Source organism: Clostridium sp. Marseille-Q2269, from assembly GCF_943736985.1.
In the GTDB taxonomy this organism is placed as follows: domain Bacteria; phylum Bacillota; class Clostridia; order Clostridiales; family Clostridiaceae; genus Clostridium_F.
Window position 1 is genome coordinate 36,931 of sequence record NZ_CALSFS010000004.1, and the last position, 18,176, is coordinate 55,106.

Consider the following 18,176-nt stretch of genomic DNA (forward strand, 5'->3'; position numbering starts at 1 on the left):
TAGGATGTGGAAATATGAAACTTTTTGGAAGCATGAATATAAAAAACAATAATTTATATATAGGTAAAATTAATACTTTAGATTTAGCTAATAAATTCAAAACACCTTTATATGTAATGGATGAAACTCTTATAAGAGATAATTGTAGAAGATATATAAATTCTTTTAGTAAAGAAAAAAATAAAGTAGCCTATGCAGGAAAAGCCTTTCTAACTAAGGCGATGTGCACTTTAATAAAAGAAGAAGGACTTTTTTTAGATGTAGTATCAGGAGGAGAAATATTTACTGCTTATAAAAGTGGATTTCCAATGGGAAAAATATATTTTCATGGTAACAATAAAGCTATAGAAGAAATAGAAATGGCTATAGATTTAGGCGTTGGAATATTTGTAGCAGACAATTTTCAAGAATTAGATATTATAAATACTATTTGTAAAAATAAAAATATAAAGCAAAAAGTAATCTTAAGAGTTATTCCAGGTATTGAGGCTCATACTCATGAATATATTAAAACTGGTCAAATAGATTCTAAATTTGGATTTACATTAATAGATGACGGTGCTATTAAAGCTGTAAAAAAATCTTCTGAATTAGAGAATATACAATTTTTAGGGCTTCATTGTCATATAGGCTCTCAGATATTTGAAACAAAGCCCTATGAAGAAGAAATAGAAATAATGTTTAATTTAATAAAAAGAATTAATGAAGAATTAAATATATATGTAGAAGAGTTAGATTTAGGCGGGGGTTTTGGAATATATTACACAGATGGAGATAATCCCCAAAAAATAGAAGAATTTTGTAAGCTTATACTAGATAAAGCACAGAACTATTCAAAGAAAATAGGTATTAGACAACCTACATTAACAATAGAGCCAGGTAGATCTGTAGTGGGCAATGCTGGGATTACACTATATTCAGTAGGTTCAATTAAAGAAATACCTAATGTGTCTAAATATGTGGCTGTAAATGGTGGCATGACAGATAATATAAGGCCTGCACTATATAAATCACAATATGAATGTACAGTGTGTAATAAGGTTTTAGATAATTTATCAGAAGAAGTGAAGATAGTAGGAAAATGTTGCGAATCTGGAGATGTACTTATAGACAATGTAAGATTGCCAAAATTAGAATCTGATGATTTGCTGGCTGTATTAAATACAGGGGCTTATGGTTATTCTATGGCAAGTAACTATAATAAAGCTTTATTGCCATCTGTAGTGTTTGTTAATGATGATAAAGTAAGATTAGTATGTAAAAGACAAACTTATGAAAATTTAATACAAAATGAAGTATAAAATATTTGTCAAAATAAATATAATTTTTTGTAAGATTAAAAAGAAAAATATTATTGAGTTGATACAATTCAACTTAATAATATTTTTTTTATTTAATAATAATATTTGTAATTTTAAATATTATTAGATAAAGACAGGTGATTAGTTACCAACTATAACCTGATTTTTAATTGTAATATTTTTATTCTGATTGGAAATACTAAATTAGGCATACTCTTTACAAGGAAAGGATGAATTCCCATGACAGTATTTATACCTATTTTTGTTTGTATAATTTTAATGATTTTAATATATATAATTTATAAAAATAACAATAGTAAAGGAAATTTAATAGATGATATAAACAATATATTTTTTAGCGAAGATAAACAAGATTTAGAACAATTTGTAGAAGATATATCAGAATTTCATGGTATAGTATCTAACAGAAAATGTAGAAAATTAGTGTTGGAGAGTTTAGATAAAAGTTATGAGAGAATAATGGAAAATTATAAATACATAGTATCACTGGATGAAGATATAAATATGACTGTACCTGCAGGAGAATGGTTGCTAGATAATATATATCTTATAGAAAAACAATATAAAGATATAAAAAAGAATATGCCATTTTCATATTATGTAAAATTACCTGTTATAAATAAAGGCATAATGAAATGTTATCCCAGAGTATATCATTTAGCTTTAGCTATAATACATAATTTTTACGGAAATATGGATAAAGAATTTATAATAACCTTTATAAATAAATATGAAAAAAACAATGTTTTAACTAGTTCAGAAATATGGGCATTACCTATAATGCTAAGAATATCTTTAATACAAAAGATATCTATAATATCAGAAGAGATAGCGTATATACAAAGAGAAAGAAAAAGAGGAGAAAAATTAGCAGATAAAATAATTAGAGACTACAATAATAAAAACCTAGATAGAACTATTAATGAATTAAAAAATAATGGCATAAGAATTAGTCCTTATTTCATGGAAACATTTATAAATATACTAAATGACAATGGAATAAAAGAGAAAAATTTAGATTTATTTATACAAGAGCAATTGGATATAAAAGAAAAAAATATAGATAATATAATAAGTTCAGGATATAGAAAGCAATCTAAACAGCAGATAGTTATGGGGGATTGTATAAATGGATTAAGAAATGTAGAATCTATTAATTGGAAAAATGTATTTGAGAATGTTAGTATAATCGAAAAGATATTAAAAGAAGATCCTTTAAAAGTTTATAATGATATGGACTTTCCATCTAAAAATTTTTATAGAAATAAAATAGAGAGATTATCAAGAAAATTAAGGCTTCCTGAAAGTTATATAGCAAAAAAGAGCATAGAATGTGCAGAACAGTTTGAAGCTAAAAATAAAGAAGAATTTTATAAAAAACATGTTGGATATTATATAGTTGAAGAAAAAGGGGCTAGAATACTTAGAAAATCTTTAAGTATAAAAAACAAAGGAAAAGATAAAATAAAAGATTTTCTAATTAGAAATAAAGTTAGATCTTATATAAGCAGCATAGTAATTTTTACACTAATATTTGAATTTTTTATTATAAAATCTATAGGATATAACAACATATATATTATGTTGTTACAATTTGTAATACTTTTAATACCAAGTAGTGAAATAATAATATCAATTCTAAATTGGAGTTTGAATAATTTAACTAAACCTAATTTTATACCCAAGTTGCAGCTTAGGGATGGAATAGATGATAAAGCTTCAACAGTTGTTGTAATACCTACATTAATAGGAAGTATAAAAAGAGCAAAAGAATTGATAAAAGATATGGAAGTACATTATTTAGCTAATAAAGAAAATAATCTTTATTTTGCTATACTAGGAGATTTTAAAGACAGTAAAAATGAAAAAGAAGAAAATGATGAAGAAATAGTAAGAGAAATGTTAAAAGAAGTAGAGAGATTAAATAATAAATATTGCAAAGGCAAGGAAGAAATTTTTTTCTTTTTAAATAGATGTAGAAAATATAATAATAAAGAGAAAAAATGGATGGGATGGGAAAGAAAAAGAGGAAAATTAGAGGAATTTAACAAGCTCGTACGTGGAGAAGAAGATACTAGCTATAATGTTATAAGTGGAAATATAAAAACTTTGAGAAATGTTAAATACGTAATAACATTGGATGCAGATACAAAGCTTCCAAGAGATGTGGCTAAAAGATTAATAGGTGCCATGGAACATCCACTTAACAAACCCATAATAGATAAAGTAAAAAAAGTAGTTTGTCATGGGTATGGACTTATGCAGCCTAGAATTAGTATAGGAGTAGAAGATGCTAGTAGGACCATGTTTTCAAAGATTTTTTCTGGAGAAGTAGGTTTAGATACCTATACTACAGCTGTATCAGATATTTATCAAGATTTGTTTAAAGAAGGTATATTCACAGGAAAAGGAATATATCATGTAGATACTTTTAATATGATGCTTGATGGAGAAATAAAAGAAAATTCTGTTCTGAGTCATGATTTATTAGAAGGGTCTTATGTTAGAACTGCTTTAGTTACTGATATACAATTAGTTGATGGATACCCTGCTTACTATAATTCAAGTTGTAAAAGAATACACAGATGGGTAAGGGGCGACTGGCAGCTTATACCATGGATATTTAAAAGGACAGCTATAAATAGATTATCTAAGTGGAAAATAGTGGATAATTTACGAAGGAGTCTTTTAGCACCTTCTATAATTACCCTTATATTATTTTCTCTTATTATATATTATGGAACTAATGAGATGATAATTGTAGCTTTCCTTTCCATAATTGCACCTATATTGTTTAATGTTTCAGAGGTTATTGTGTTGCCAACTAAAGGTATAGGGCTATCTGGAAGAATATATAGCGTAAAAAATGTACTAAAGCAGTTCTTTTTAATTTTTGCTTTTATTCCTCATAAAGCATATTTAATGAGAGATGCAATAATGAGAACTTTATATAGGCTTTGTGTAAGTAAAAGAAATTTATTAGAATGGCAAACTGCAGAAGATGCTGAAAAAATGTCACGCAAAGATTTCTATGGATATATAAAGAACATGTGGGTAGGCAGCCTAATTGCTGTAATTATACTGTATTTATCCATAAGAAGATCTAATGAACTGGCTATATTTCTTGTCCCAACTTGCATAGTGTGGTTTATTAGTCCTTATATAGCTTTTTATGTAAGTAAGGATAAGAAAGATAAATTATATTTAGATAAATATGATAGAAGTTTATTATTTAATATAGCTAGAAGAACTTGGTCATACTTTGATGATTTTGTTTGTGAAGATACCAAATGGTTAGCTCCAGACAATTATCAGGAAGAACCCTATAAGGGTATAGCTTATAGAACATCCCCTACAAATATGGGAATGGGGATAACCTCAAATATTGCAGCCTATGATTTAGGTTTTATAACATTAAAAAATGTTACCAATCGCTTGGGAAATATACTATCTAGCATGGAAACTTTAGATAAATATAATGGGCATTTTTATAATTGGTATGATATAAAAACTGCTAAGCCATTAAATCCTAGATATATATCTGCAGTAGATAGTGGAAATCTGGTAGGGTATTTATGGCTTACAGAAGAATCATTAAAAGATATATTAAAGAGACCATTATTGATGAAAAAAAATATTGACGGATTAATAAGCTTATTAGAGTTAGCAGATGAAGAACTAAAAAAAGAAGAAGACATAGATAACTTTTATATAAATATAATATTTATACTAAATAAAGCTGAACCAGATATTGTGTTTTTCAACAATATGATTTTAAAAATATTAAATAAGCAAAGGCAGTTATCCGATTTTAATTTAGATATAAATAAACTTATTGGAATAAAAAACTGTCTGATTTTTTAAATGAATCTCTTAATGAATTCAAAATATTCCTTGGAAAGAGCAAATAATAGAAAATATAGGTATATGCAAAGATGTCATAGAAGAAATAAGAGATTTTGTTGTAAAAGTACCTATAGAAGAAATACCATATAGAATAAAATACATCATTGATAAATTAGAACAAATAAAAACAGATCAGAGCTACGAAAAAGAATGGATTTTAAATTTAATAAATAATTTAAATATTAGTGGTGAAAACATTAAAAAATTAATAAAAGATATAGATAATATAAATATAAGATTATATAAACTAGCAGAAGATACAGATTTTAAAATTCTATATGATAAAGATAGAAATTTATTTACTATAGGATTTAATGTAGACTCAGGAGAAATAGCCAATTCTTATTATGATTTATTAGCTTCAGAAGCTAGGCAAGCAAGTTTTGTTGCTATAGCCAAAGGCGATATACCACAAGATAACTGGATAGCATTAGGTAGAGCTATGACTTATATGGGGAAAAAATTAAAAGGGTTAGCTTCATGGAGTGGGACTATGTTTGAATATTTTATGCCTCTATTAATAATGAAGAACTATGAAAATACTTTATTAGATCAAACATATAAATCAGTAGTAAAAGGACAACAACTATATGTTAAAAATAAGAATATACCTTGGGGAATATCAGAATCTGCATATTATCATTTTGATGGAGATAAAAACTATCAATATATGGCTTTTGGAGTACCTGGTATAGGAATAAAAAGAGGATTGTCTAAAGATCTAGTTATAGCCCCATATTCTTCTTTGTTAGCTTTACAAAAAGATGTAAATGGAAGTATAAAAAATATAAATAGATTAATAGATGATGAGCTCTTAGCTAGATATGGATTTTACGAAGCAGTAGATTATACTAAAAACAGAATACCAAAAGGAAAGAGTAGATGTATTATTAAATCTTTTATGGTACATCATCAGGGAATGAGCCTTATGGCTTTAAATAATGTTGTAAACGATAATATATTTCAAAGAAGGTTTCATAACAAATCAGAAGTTAAAGCTACAGAATTGTTATTACAAGAGAGAAAAACTAATAGGATTATATATAATAGGAGTATTAAAAAATATAATACAGAATGTAAGGTTGATACTGTTGATCAGTATAGTAGAATTTATAACACAGCTAAAACTGACATACCTAGAGTAGCATTAATATCTAATGGTAATTATTCTTTAATGATCACTAACAGAGGTGGAGGGTATGGCAAAAAAGACAATACTACTATTTATAGATGGAGAGAGGACTTAACATCGGATTCTAAAGGGTTGTTTTTCTATATAAAAAATATAAATTCTAATAATTATTGGAGTGCTACTTATGAGCCTTGTAAATTTGAAGGTAAAAATTACAAAGCTCAATTTGCTAGTGATAAAATTACTTTTTCAAGACAAGATGGTAATATAATAACAGAAACTAATGCTACAGTTTCCCAAGAAGAAGATGCAGAAATAAGGAGTATAAATTTAAAAAATAATAGTGATAATGATAGAGTCATAGAAATAACTAGTTATTGTGAAGTAACACTGGCAAATTATAATGCAGATTTAGTTCATCCAAGTTATAGTAATTTATTTGTAAAAACGGAATTAGAAGAAGAGCCATTTTGTATTCTAGCTAATAGAAGAAGAAGAAGTGAGAATGATGAATCTCCTTGGATAATGCAGACTGTAGCTGTAGACGGTGATCAAATTGGTGGATTTGAATATGAAACTAGTAGAATAGATTTTATAGGAAGAGGAAGAAATTTATATAATCCCAAAGCTATGGATAGTGATACTAATCTTAAAAAATCTATAGGACCAGTTTTAGATCCAATCATAAGCATAAGAATTAGAGTAAAATTAAAGGGTAAGTCCAATTGTACAGTAGCATATACAACTGCTTTTTGCAGTTCTAAAGATGAAGGATTAAAAATAGCAGAAAAATATAGAAATATACGTAATGTAAGAAATGCCTTTGATTTATCTTGGAATCACAGTAACTTAGAAATGAAAAATTTAGGCATTAGATCTACTGCGGCTAATATGTATCAGTATATTGCATCTAATATATTGTTTATAAATGGAAATATGAAAGAAAGAGTACAATATATAAAATCAATAAATTTAGGTCAATCAAATTTATGGGTTTACGGAATATCAGGAGATAATCCTATAATTTTAGCTACTTTAGATGAGGAAGCAGGAATAGATATAGTAAGGCAACTATTAATGGCTTATAGATATTGGAAAATGAAAAATATAAATGTAGATTTAGTAATAGTTAATACTAAGGAAAGCTCGTATATACAGCCTGTAGAAGATTCCATATTAAATTTAATAAATAGTATAGGATTGATGAGCAATATAAATAAATCATCAGGAATATTTTTATTTAACAAATCTACTATGAGTGAAACAGATTTAGAGCTTTTAAAAGCTATATGTAGATTATATATAGATTGTAATAAAGGATCTCTAGCAGAACAGATAAATATATGTAGTAATAAAAAAGAAGAGATAGATTTGTTAGAGAAAAAAGAATTACAATATAATCCTAAATATTATAAATTGACAATTCCCAAATTAGAGTATTTTAATGATATAGGTGGATTTGATATAGAAAACAATGAATATACAATATTATTAAAGGATTATAATAACACACCATTACCATGGATAAACGTAATGTCTAATGGTAAATTTGGATTCCATGTATCAGAAAGTGGTTCATCTTATAGCTGGTATAAAAACAGCAGGGAAAACAAGTTGACTAATTGGTGCAATGATCCAGTAATAGATGGAGAGAGTGAACATATTTACGTAAGAGATGAAGAATCAGGGGAAATATGGAGTATTACCCCTAAACCTGTAAGGGATTCTGGTCAGTATATAATAAGTCATGGATTTGGATATTCTAATTTTAAACATTATGCTAAAGGCATAATTGGGGAGGTTATAAACTATTGTCCTATAGAAGATAATTGTAAAATATCTTTAATAAAGCTTAAAAATAATACCAATATAACAAGAAAAATATCTGTAACCTACTATGCTTCAATGGTTTTAGGAGTATCTAAGCAGTTAACTTCACAATATATAAGTACTTATTTAGATGAAGAAGACTTTATATATGGGAAGAATCCTTATAATACTAGCTTTAAGAAAACTATAGCTTATTTAAAAATAGTAGGAGGACAGGAAGAATCATTTACAGGGAATAGAAAGGAATTTTTGGGTGTTGATGGAACTATAGAAAATCCTAATGGATTGAAGTATAAAAAATTAAATAATGAAGTGGGTGCAGGTATAGATCCATGTATGGCTGAAAATTCCAAAATAACTTTAGAACCAGATGAAGAAAAAGTATTAGTAGCTATATTAGGAGCAGAAGAGAATATAGAAGATGTAAAGAAAAAAATTAGTAAATATAACAATGAAATGGTGGCTTTTAAGGAATTAAATAATGTTAAGGATTATTGGAAAAATCTTTTGGGCAGCATAAAAGTAAAAACTCCAGATAAGAGCATGGATTTAATGTTAAATGGATGGCTTTTATATCAAGTAATAGTATGTAGATTATGGGCTAGGACAGCTTTTTATCAATCAGGAGGTGCATATGGATTTAGAGATCAACTTCAAGATGTTATGTCTGTATGTTATATAGATCCGGATATGACTAGAAAACAAATAATATATAGTTCTTCAAGACAGTTTAAAGAAGGAGATGTTCAGCATTGGTGGCATCCAGTAGTAGAAAGTGGTATAAGAACTAGATTTTCAGATGATTTATTATGGCTTCCTTATGTAACAATAGATTATATAAAAAATACAGGAGATTATGGTATATTAGAAGAAACTACAAATTATTTAGAGGAACCTTTATTAAAACAAGGCGAAGATGAAAGATACAATGTAGCTTCTGTATCTAGTGAAAAAGGAAGTATATATGAACATTGTATAAGGGCTATTAATAAAGCTTTAAAGTTTGGAGAACATAATATACCTTTGATGGGATCTGGTGACTGGAACGATGGAATGAGTACAGTAGGAAACCAAGGCAAAGGAGAAAGTGTTTGGCTTGGATGGTTCTTATATACTATATTAGAATCTTTCATAACTATATGTGACTATAAAAAAGATAGTGTAAATATGAATCGATATAGAGAATATATGCAATTTATAAAAGAAAATATAGAGAAAAATGCATGGGATGGAAGTTGGTACAGAAGAGCATATTTTGATAATGGTATTCCCTTAGGTTCTGTAGAAAATGAAGAATGTACAATAGATTCCCTATCTCAATCTTGGTCTGTATTGTCAGGAGCAGGTGTAGAATCTAGGTGTAAAGAAGCTATGGAAGCTGTTGAAAAGAATCTTATTAAAAAAGATAAAGGGATTATTTCTCTTTTAACTCCAGCTTTTGATAAATCTAATTTACAACCAGGATATATTAAAGGATATTTACCTGGTGTTAGAGAAAATGGAGGACAATATACTCATGCGGCTATATGGGTAGTATTAGCTTTTGCTAAAATGAACATGGAAGATAAGGCATGGAGCTTATTTAGTATGATAAATCCTATAAATCATGCCAATTCTTATTTTAATTGTCAAAATTATAAGGTTGAGCCTTATGTTATGACCGCAGATATATATGATGTAGAGCCACATACAGGTAGAGGAGGATGGAGCTGGTATACAGGAGCTGCTTCATGGATGTATAGAACAGGTATAGAGGGTATATTGGGATTAAAATTGAAGGGAAAAGATGGATTTTATATAGATCCATGTGTACCTAAACATTGGAAGGAATATGAGATATATTATAATAGAGGAAATTGCAAATATAATATAAAAGTAGTTAGACAAAATAAAAAAGAACTTTGGGTAGATGGTAAATTAAAACAGGACAATATTGTACCAATATTTGAAAAGGGTACTCATGAAATAAGGGTCATAATATAAAAATATATTAAATTACATTTTAATTATTCTTTAAAGATTTATTTATTTTATCATACTAGAGTTCAACGTTTGGAATTGAAATACTATTGACAAAATTAATATGAAATTTATCCATGAATTTTATATTAAAAAAATCAGCAACATATGCTTTAGTATAATTATCCCAAAATATATAGCAAGAAGGTTGATAATTATAATTATATAATGTTATTTCAAAGATTTATAGACTTAATTGATTGGAAATTCTTTGAAATATATTCTTAGAACTATAATAGTGTATTTTAAATTAAATAATTTTACAGTTGAATAAATATACCCTATTTAGTTAAATAAAATTTGCAACTAAATAGGGTTTTATTTATAAGACTTGTTTATTGTATAGTTTTTATTATAAAGTTTATTGTTTATTATATAAATTTTATTATAATAGTTTTTTAGATTAAAAATTAATTTGAATATTTATATGTCATCTTCTCCTAATTCATTTGAAGTATAATCAAATTCTGGCCAAGCTATATTATTACATACTATAGGATCTCTTACATTATCAGGCAACTTAGAATAGGTTTTACCAGTTTTAGACATAGATTTTATTATTTTAGGATCTTGTTCTAAGTAATCCCTTTCTTTAGGTAAATAAGGCTTTTTATCCATTTAAATCACTCCTTTTTAAGTTATTATATAATTTAGTATTCCACTAATAATAAAAATAATTATGTCAATATATTGTTGCTTAATATTAAATATTTAAGAAATATCTTCTTTTTAAAAGGGAAAAAATAATAAATAGAGAAATTATATAAAGGGTACACAAATTTAAATAGTGGAGGGATTTTCATGGTAAAATTAAATGAAGTATACAAATGTGAAGTATGTGGTAATATGATACAAGTTGTTCATGCATCTGCAGGTCAATTAGTATGCTGTGGTAAACCTATGAGATTATTAGAAGAAAATACAACAGATGCAGCACTAGAAAAACATGTTCCAGTGGTTGAAAAAACGGAAGATGGAGTTATAGTAAAAGTTGGAGAAAAAGAGCATCCAATGGAAGAGAAGCACTATATAGAATGGATTGAAGTTATCACAGAAAATAAAGTTTATAAAAAATATTTAAAACCAGGAGAAAAACCAGAAGCAGAATTTAAATTAGATGAAGAAGTACTAAAAGTTAGAGAATACTGTAATATACATGGATTATGGAAGAAATAAGATATAAATAATTAATACTACACATTAAATTTTATGTGTAATTTTTAAAATTTTAAATTAAGTAAAGTCCTATTTTAAAGTTTTATTTATAAATAGGACTTTATTTAGCTTATAAATAATATTTTTATAAATGTAATAAATTTGCTTAAAATAATAAAAATAGTTTCATTTAGCTATTGACAATATAGTAGTAAAATAATGTATAATATATTTAAAATAATTTTAATTTATTAATTTTGAGTATTAAAAATTAATTTTAAAATTTTTATATTTATATTTAGAGAAGGGAAAAGTAAGCTTAAAAACAAATTTAAAGAGAGCTGTAGATGCTGAGATTACAGTAATTATGGTTAAGCCAAATGGGCCCCTGAAAACCTAGGTGAAATAATAGTAGCCTTAGGCGTAAGTCTTACGTTACAAAGACAGAATTTTATGTTCGTAGAGGAGAAATTTAAGATTTCTTGAATATAGGTGGTACCGCGACAATTCGCCCTATAACTTTTGTTATAGGGCTTTTTTATATACTCTTAAAAAATAAAATAGATGGAGGAAACAATATGGAAGATAACAAAAAGGTTATATTTAGTGGAATTCAACCTTCAGGAAACTTAACTTTAGGGAATTATTTAGGTGCATTAAAAAACTGGGTTAAGTTACAAGATGAATATGATTGTTATTATTGTGTAGTAGATTTACATGCTATAACAGTGAGACAAGAACCTAAAGATTTGAGAAGAAGAACTCTGGAAGTATTAGCAATATATATAGCTTCAGGTATAGACCCTGATAAGAATACTATATTTATACAATCACACGTACCAACTCATTCAGAAGCAGGATGGATTTTAAATTGCAACACATATATAGGTGAATTATTTAGAATGACTCAATATAAAGATAAATCTCAACGATATGGTGAATCTGTGTGTGCAGGCTTACTAAACTATCCAGTTTTAATGGCCGCAGATATATTATTATATAATACAGATTTAGTACCAGTAGGTAAAGATCAAAAACAACATTTAGAAATAACAAGAGATTTAGCCCAAAGATTTAATAATTTGTATAGCCCAACTTTTAAAATACCGGAACCATATATACCAGAAGCGGGAGCAAAAATAATGGATTTACAAGATCCAAGCAAAAAAATGTCTAAGTCATCAGATAATGAAAATTCATATATATTAATTATGGATCCACCAGACGTTATAAGAAAGAAAATTAATAGATCAGTAACAGACAGTCTAGGAACAGTTAAATATACAGATGATCAATTAGGAATTAAAAACTTAATGACAATATTAAATACAATAACTGGCATGACTATGGAAGAAATAGAAAAAAAATATGAAGGACAAGGATATGCTCAATTTAAGAAAGATGTAGCAGAAGCTATAATTTCAGAATTAGAGCCAATTCAAAATAAAGTAAATGAATTGTTAAATGATAAGGAATATTTGGAATCTATATACAAAAAAGGTGCAGAAAAAGCTTATAAGACATCTTATAAAATGTTAAGAAAAATGCAAAAGAAAATAGGGTTTATACCTAGATAATATATTAAGATTATAAATTTATAGCATGTAAAAATAAAAAGTTTTCATTATTATTTATGAAAACTTTTTATTTTTAAAGTAGATTATTTTTCAAGTATAAATTTATTTATTACATGAGCTACACCATTATCTTCATTAGTTTTAGTAATATAGTTGGCTACTTGTTTAACTTCAGGGTAAGCATTTTCCATAGCTACACCTAAACCAGCATACTCTATCATAGATATATCATTTTCTGCATCTCCAACACATATTACTTCTTTTTTGTCTATATTTAATATATTACATAACTTTTCCACACCGTGGCCTTTACTTGTATGATTATTTAGAAATTCTAAATAAATAGGTGCAGTTCTTACTACATTATATTTTTCTCTAAATTCTTGTGGTATTTGTTTGATTATTTCAGTTATTTTTCCCTCACGGCCCACAAACATTATTTTTATTATGATTAAATCTTCAGGTAAATTATTAATATCCACTATACTTAAAGGCATATTATTAATATTGCTATCAAATTCACTATATTCATTTAACTTAGGTGTATAGCATTCATTAGCTGTAAAAAAGTGAATATCTATATCAAATTTTAAGCTTAGCTTATATATTATTTTTAGATCATCATGAGTCATTCTATCTGAATATAACACTTCACCAGTTTTTGTTTCTTGAATTAAGGCACCATTAAGAGCAATGGCATAGTCACCATTGTGAATTAAATTTAATTCATTTAAATAATTTTCTATACCTTTAACAGGTCTTCCTGTAGATAAAACTACTTTACAGTCCTTAGATATAGCAGCTTTTATAGCTTCTTTATTTTCTTTAGATATAGTCTTTTTACTGTTAAGAACAGTCCCATCCATGTCTAATGCTATTAATTTATACATATTACAACCTCCATATTAGCTATAATATAAAAATATTATAACATATTGTAAATAAAATCAAATTTGTAACTAAAAGTGATATTGTTTACATTTATAATATTACCAAATTCTTTAAAAAATTTATTTATATTTATATTTTAGTTAAAATTTATTTTATGAAGAAGAATATTAGGGTAATGTATTTTTATTGAAAATAAACTTTGTAAATGATATAATTTAACTTGTTTTATTAAAGTATTATGTACATAGTTTATACAAATACTATACATATATAATTTTGATCTAATAGTAGAGGATGTAGCTAATTAGACATCCTTTGTTTTATTTCATAATTTTATAAATTTTTATTAGTACTAAAATTAATGTTGATTTATGTATAATTAGATTAATATTAAAAAATCATGTTTATAATATTTTTAATATGGAACTTTAGTACTTGATTAGCTAGAGAATAAATATTTACTATAAAAGGAGAGTGATTTAATGGCTGATTTAAAAGAAAATATAGAGACAAGAAGAACCTTTGCTATAATATCACATCCAGATGCTGGCAAAACTACTTTAACAGAAAAGTTATTATTATACGGAGGAGCTATAAGATTAGCAGGTTCTGTAAAAGCTAGAAAGGCATCAAGACATGCCACTTCAGACTGGATGGAAATAGAAAAACAAAGGGGAATATCTGTAACTTCCTCTGTAATGCAATTTAATTATGAGGGATATTGTATAAATATATTAGATACTCCAGGACATCAAGATTTTAGTGAAGATACATACAGAACTTTAATGGCAGCAGATAGTGCGGTAATGGTTATAGATGCTGCTAAAGGTGTAGAGGAACAAACAAAAAAACTGTTTCATGTATGTAGTTTAAGAGGCATACCTATATTTACATTTGTAAATAAGATGGATAGAGAGAGCAAAGATCCATTTGAACTTATGGAAGACATAGAAAATGTATTAGGTATAAAATCTTATCCAATAAATTGGCCTATAGGTTCAGGTAAAGGCTTTAAGGGTGTTTATGATAGAAAGAAAAAAATAATTCAAGCCTTTAATGGTGGAAATCATGGTCAAACAGCCGTAGAATCCTTATCAGGTAACATAGATGACTCTGTATTTAAAGATCTCATAGGAGAAGATTTACATGAAAAGCTAAAAGAAGATATAGAGCTTTTAGACATTGCAGGAGATGATTTTGATCAAGAAAAGGTAAGGGTTGGAGAATTGACACCAGTATTTTTTGGTAGTGCCTTAACTAATTTTGGAGTAGAACCATTTTTAGAAGAATTTTTAAATTTAACCCCACCACCGCTACCAAGAGAATCAGATAACGGAGAAATAGATGTATTTAGTGATAAATTTTCAGCTTTTGTATTTAAGATTCAAGCTAATATGAATCCAGCACATAGGGATAGAATAGCTTTTATGAGAATATGTTCTGGTAAGTTTAAAAAAGGTATGGAAGTTTATCATTATCAAGGAAAAAACAAAGTTAAGCTTGCTCAGCCACAACAATTTTTAGCTCAGGATAGAGAAATAATTGAGGAAGCATATGCTGGAGATATAATAGGGGTTTTTGATCCTGGTATATTTAGAATAGGGGACACTCTGTGTTCTACTCAGGATAAATTTAAATTTGAAGGAATACCTACTTTTGCACCAGAATATTTTGCTAGAGTTAGAACTATAGATACCATGAAAAGAAAACAATTTATAAAAGGTATGACTGAAATATCTCAAGAGGGTGCAATACAAGTTTTTAAGGAACTACATATAGGTATAGAAGAAATAGTGGTTGGAGTAGTTGGTGTTCTTCAGTTTGAAGTTTTAGAATATAGAATGAAAAATGAATATAATGTAGATATAAAATTGGAAAGAATACCTCATAAGTATGTAAGATGGATTGAAAAATCAGAAAAAGAAGCTGAAAAGTTAAGCATAACTAGTGACACTAAAATAGTAAAAGATTTAAAGGATAGAGATTTATTATTATTCCAAAGTGACTGGTCTATAAGTTGGGCTTTAGAACATAACAATGGCTTAGTTCTTTCAGATATAGGTAAAAATTAATTTTCACCAATTAAATATAATAAGAAAGAGATGATACGCAAATTATATTTTTGTGTATCATCTCTTTTATTTAAAGTTAATATAGTGATTTTGAACTTCCAACCAATATATTGTCTAGGCATACCGTTTCTTTGTTTTTCCTATAATAAAATTTATTTAGAATTTTGGTCAACAAAATCTTTCCCTTAGCTAATATAAAGTCCACTAATTTTACAGTTACAAAAGCTAATATAATTCCACCAATTACATCTATAATCCAATGTATTTCTAGATACATTGTAGAGTATACTACTGATAGACAGAAAAATGACCATACAAATTTAAATATTTTATCTTTTTCATGTAATACAACTAAAAACATAGCAAAGGCTATAGACGTATGCATAGACGGAAAACAATTTAAAGTAACTCCAGCTGCTGCTTCTGGACTTAAATGTCTAGCTAAGCCATCGGGATGTCCATTTACATACCAAACTTCTTGTAAATGGAACATTAAATAAAATGGAGTTATTAAGAACACTTGAAGTACGTGGGCAGATAAAGCGTATCGAATCATCTTCCTAAAATCTTTAGATACAGCTGCTCTATACATAGGAATTAAAGCTGGAATAACAAAACCATTATTATATACTAATCTAAAATACCAAGTAAGGGTTTCATTTTGAAAAATTCTTGCAAAACCTGCATCATTAAAAGGTATGTTTTTAAAAGATGGATTAAGATCCATCACAATATCTCTGCTTATTTGCCAGCTTAACATTTTTCCCCAAAATTCATATCCGTGTTTATTTATATACATTATAAATATTAGAAAAGGAATTGCTAATATTAAAAAAGGTATTATTTTTACATCTTTTCTAACATCTTTATAAGCTGTAAGAGTAGCAATGGCTAGCAAAAGTAAATAAAATTTATAGCTGTAGGATATACTTGGAAAACGCATAGCCTTAATAAAGAAGTACAAAGCTATAATACCTATAATTATTGAATAATATTTGTCACAAAATTGTAAAATAGAATTTAATTTACAATTTTTTTTAAATAAAGATATTTTTGTATTATTAGCCAATTATATTCTCCTTTCGTTATTAATAAAATTTAAAAAACTGAAAAAACTTAATGTTTCATTAATAAATTATATAATATGTACAAAAAAATGTATATATAAAAATTTTGATTTAAGTTTAAATTAATAAAAATTTTGTAAATTTATATTAAAAATTGCAGTTGTTTGGTAACAACTGCAATGTATATATAATTATCTTATTTTTTCTTTTTCTATAAAAATATCAATTATAAAAATTGTTGCTGCAAGTAATAGAAGGGCATTTATAAAAGTAGTTCCTAGCTTAAATATAAAGGATATTAAGTAGAATATAAGTATAATAGAGATTATCCATCTTAAAAAGTTCATTCATTCATCTCCTTATTATATAGATTAATTTATTTATAGATATAGCTTTTCCTATAATAATAAGATTTATTTAGATAATGTACCCATACACTTTAAGAAAAGATAAATACTTTATATACTATATACAAAAAGTTTTTAAGGAGATGAATTGCAATGGAACAAAAAAAAGTTATGCATAATAGTAATATATTAGATATAGTGCATGTAGCTATTATGGCCGCAATAATATGTGTAGTTACTTTCACAATAAAGGTTCCAACATATGCGGGATATACTCATTTAGGAGATAGTATGGTGCTTTTATCAGTAGTACTTTTAGGAAGAAAAAAGGGTGTGTTTTCATCAGCTATAGGTATGGCAATGGCTGATATAATAAGTGGATACTTAGTTTGGGCTCCTTTTACAATACTAATAAAAGGATTAATGGCATTTATAGCAGGAACAATAATATATAAAGATAAAGAAAAACAAGAAAATTTATCTGTAAAATTATTAGGATTTATATTGGCAGGTATATGGATGGTGGTTGCTTACTATTTAGCAGGTGCCATAATAACTAGATTTATAATGGTAGAAAGCGCAACTTTAAGCCAAGCATTACTAATATCATTAAAGGATATACCATCAAATATAGCCCAGGCTGTGGTTGGAATCATAATAGCATTACCACTAGGAAGAGCATTAAAAAGATCAAGTTTAATGAAAAGCATAAATTAAGAAAATTACAACTTAAAAGTCACTACCTTAGATTAAAAAAAGGGATATGTGGCTTGAAAGGCAATTCACTTCAATAAGAGATTCTAATTTGTTTTTCCTTAAAATATATGATTCCAAATTATAACTGGCTGAACGCTCAAA

General features: G+C 26.9%; 9 protein-coding genes, 1 pseudogene and 1 other annotated feature. Of the genes and pseudogenes, 6 read left to right on the forward strand and 4 right to left on the reverse strand.

Features of this window, described 5'->3' with window-relative positions:
* The first annotated feature begins 14 nt into the window (after window positions 1–14).
* Together lysA and NGI68_RS17070 are read left to right on the forward strand one after the other, a co-directional pair.
* Entirely contained in the window at window positions 15–1,301 is a 1,287-nt protein-coding gene (lysA, locus tag NGI68_RS07510; protein ID WP_251860862.1) for a diaminopimelate decarboxylase, read from the forward strand.
* Between the two features lie 240 nt (window positions 1,302–1,541).
* A pseudogene (locus NGI68_RS17070) lies at window positions 1,542–10,173 on the forward strand (glycoside hydrolase family 94 protein).
* Between the two features lie 459 nt (window positions 10,174–10,632).
* Here NGI68_RS17070 and NGI68_RS07525 read toward each other — a convergent pair.
* On the reverse strand, window positions 10,633–10,827 hold the full coding sequence (locus NGI68_RS07525; protein WP_251860864.1) for a hypothetical protein: 195 nt from the start codon (window positions 10,825–10,827) through the stop codon (window positions 10,633–10,635).
* A 183-nt stretch (window positions 10,828–11,010) separates the two neighbouring features.
* Here NGI68_RS07525 and NGI68_RS07530 point away from each other — a divergent pair, with 183 nt between their 5' ends.
* Together NGI68_RS07530 and trpS are read left to right on the forward strand one after the other, a co-directional pair.
* Window positions 11,011–11,385: a desulfoferrodoxin gene (locus tag NGI68_RS07530; protein ID WP_251860865.1), complete on the forward strand. Its 375-nt coding sequence runs from the start codon at window positions 11,011–11,013 to the stop codon at window positions 11,383–11,385.
* 271 nt (window positions 11,386–11,656) lie between these two features.
* Window positions 11,657–11,883: a binding site (T-box leader), on the forward strand.
* 59 nt (window positions 11,884–11,942) lie between these two features.
* Complete coding sequence (trpS, locus tag NGI68_RS07535) at window positions 11,943–12,941, forward strand: tryptophan--tRNA ligase (protein ID WP_251860866.1); 999 nt, start codon at window positions 11,943–11,945, stop codon at window positions 12,939–12,941.
* An 83-nt stretch (window positions 12,942–13,024) separates the two neighbouring features.
* Here the strand turns inward: trpS and yidA are convergent, their stop codons facing one another.
* Entirely contained in the window at window positions 13,025–13,831 is an 807-nt protein-coding gene (gene yidA, locus NGI68_RS07540) for a sugar-phosphatase (RefSeq protein WP_251860867.1), read from the reverse strand.
* Between the two features lie 483 nt (window positions 13,832–14,314).
* Here yidA and NGI68_RS07545 point away from each other — a divergent pair, with 483 nt between their 5' ends.
* Window positions 14,315–15,904: a peptide chain release factor 3 gene (locus NGI68_RS07545; protein WP_251860868.1), complete on the forward strand. Its 1,590-nt coding sequence runs from the start codon at window positions 14,315–14,317 to the stop codon at window positions 15,902–15,904.
* A gap of 76 nt (window positions 15,905–15,980) precedes the next feature.
* On the opposite strand, the gene NGI68_RS07550 is transcribed toward NGI68_RS07545, so the two are convergent.
* Together NGI68_RS07550 and NGI68_RS07555 are read right to left on the reverse strand one after the other, a co-directional pair.
* Window positions 15,981–16,973: a phosphatase PAP2 family protein gene (locus NGI68_RS07550; protein ID WP_251860869.1), complete on the reverse strand. Its 993-nt coding sequence runs from the start codon at window positions 16,971–16,973 to the stop codon at window positions 15,981–15,983.
* 189 nt (window positions 16,974–17,162) lie between these two features.
* Window positions 17,163–17,318, reverse strand: coding sequence for a hypothetical protein (locus NGI68_RS07555; RefSeq protein WP_251860870.1), 156 nt, complete (start codon window positions 17,316–17,318; stop codon window positions 17,163–17,165).
* A gap of 153 nt (window positions 17,319–17,471) precedes the next feature.
* Here NGI68_RS07555 and NGI68_RS07560 point away from each other — a divergent pair, with 153 nt between their 5' ends.
* The gene (locus NGI68_RS07560; RefSeq protein ID WP_251860871.1) at window positions 17,472–18,035 is read left to right on the forward strand and encodes an ECF transporter S component; all 564 of its coding nucleotides are present in this window, start codon (window positions 17,472–17,474) and stop codon (window positions 18,033–18,035) included.
* The last annotated feature ends 141 nt before the right edge of the window (window positions 18,036–18,176 follow it).

What these genes read in the sequence shown, in the direction of transcription:
- lysA (WP_251860862.1), top strand. Translation starts at nt 15, where the DNA reads ATGAAACTTTTTGGAAGCATGAATATAAAAAACAATAATTTATATATA.
- NGI68_RS07525 (WP_251860864.1), bottom strand. Translation starts at nt 10,827, where the DNA reads ATGGATAAAAAGCCTTATTTACCTAAAGAAAGGGATTACTTAGAACAA.
- NGI68_RS07530 (WP_251860865.1), top strand. Translation starts at nt 11,011, where the DNA reads ATGGTAAAATTAAATGAAGTATACAAATGTGAAGTATGTGGTAATATG.
- trpS (WP_251860866.1), top strand. Translation starts at nt 11,943, where the DNA reads ATGGAAGATAACAAAAAGGTTATATTTAGTGGAATTCAACCTTCAGGA.
- yidA (WP_251860867.1), bottom strand. Translation starts at nt 13,831, where the DNA reads ATGTATAAATTAATAGCATTAGACATGGATGGGACTGTTCTTAACAGT.
- NGI68_RS07545 (WP_251860868.1), top strand. Translation starts at nt 14,315, where the DNA reads ATGGCTGATTTAAAAGAAAATATAGAGACAAGAAGAACCTTTGCTATA.
- NGI68_RS07555 (WP_251860870.1), bottom strand. Translation starts at nt 17,318, where the DNA reads ATGAACTTTTTAAGATGGATAATCTCTATTATACTTATATTCTACTTA.
- NGI68_RS07560 (WP_251860871.1), top strand. Translation starts at nt 17,472, where the DNA reads ATGGAACAAAAAAAAGTTATGCATAATAGTAATATATTAGATATAGTG.